We start from the raw sequence: 629 nt of genomic DNA, 5'->3' as shown, positions 1-629 counted from the left end.
GTCTCGTGGGCTCGGCGGTGCTGGCCAGGAAAGCGATGCGGGGGGTGTCGCTCATCAGGCGTGGGTCCGGTGGATTTCGGCAAAGCATACCCGGACGCTCCATGGGTGCAACCACGGGGCCGCAATCGAACCCGGCACGTTCATCTGCTACGTACCTGCGCAGATCGGATTCCGATCAACGTTGCGAGCCGCAGATGGAATGTGATCGCAACCGCATTCCAGCGATCAGGGCATACATCTCTACATCGTCCGATAGGCGTCGTCGCCACGCGTTCTGATGATCGGGGACCCGATGCGCGCACCAGACAGGAACCCGCACGAGCGGAACGCTCGATGGAATCGCACGCAAAGGGGCAACTCCCAATGAGAGAGACACGATGAAGAATCTCACCGTCACCCTGGCCATGCTGTTGCCCGCCAGTACCTGCCTCGCCCAGGACTTTGGCGTGCCACTCAGCCCCGGCCCGGCGCCTGGCGCTGGCACCGTTTCGGGACAGGGCCTTCTGACCCCAAGCAGCAACGGCTATAACGAATGGCTTCCGGATCGATACAGGAATCTCATCTTCACTCTGCGCAACAATGACTGGCAGGATCAGGTGCGACTGCCAATCAACAGGCAGCACCATGGC

The 629-nt window shown here is 61.4% G+C and carries 1 protein-coding gene; it reads left to right on the top strand.

Going from position 1 to position 629, the window contains the following annotated elements; genetic code table 11:
• Window positions 1–377 precede the first annotated feature (377 nt).
• The coding region (locus tag ARC63_RS04090) for a hypothetical protein (RefSeq protein WP_139042383.1) at window positions 378–629 on the top strand (252 nt) is incomplete at its 3' end.

Origin of the sequence: Stenotrophomonas geniculata ATCC 19374 = JCM 13324 (assembly GCF_001431625.1) — a bacterium.
GTDB lineage: Bacteria > Pseudomonadota > Gammaproteobacteria > Xanthomonadales > Xanthomonadaceae > Stenotrophomonas > Stenotrophomonas geniculata.
Note: the sequence above shows the minus strand (reverse complement) of the source record. Positions and strands in the feature narration are given on the sequence as shown.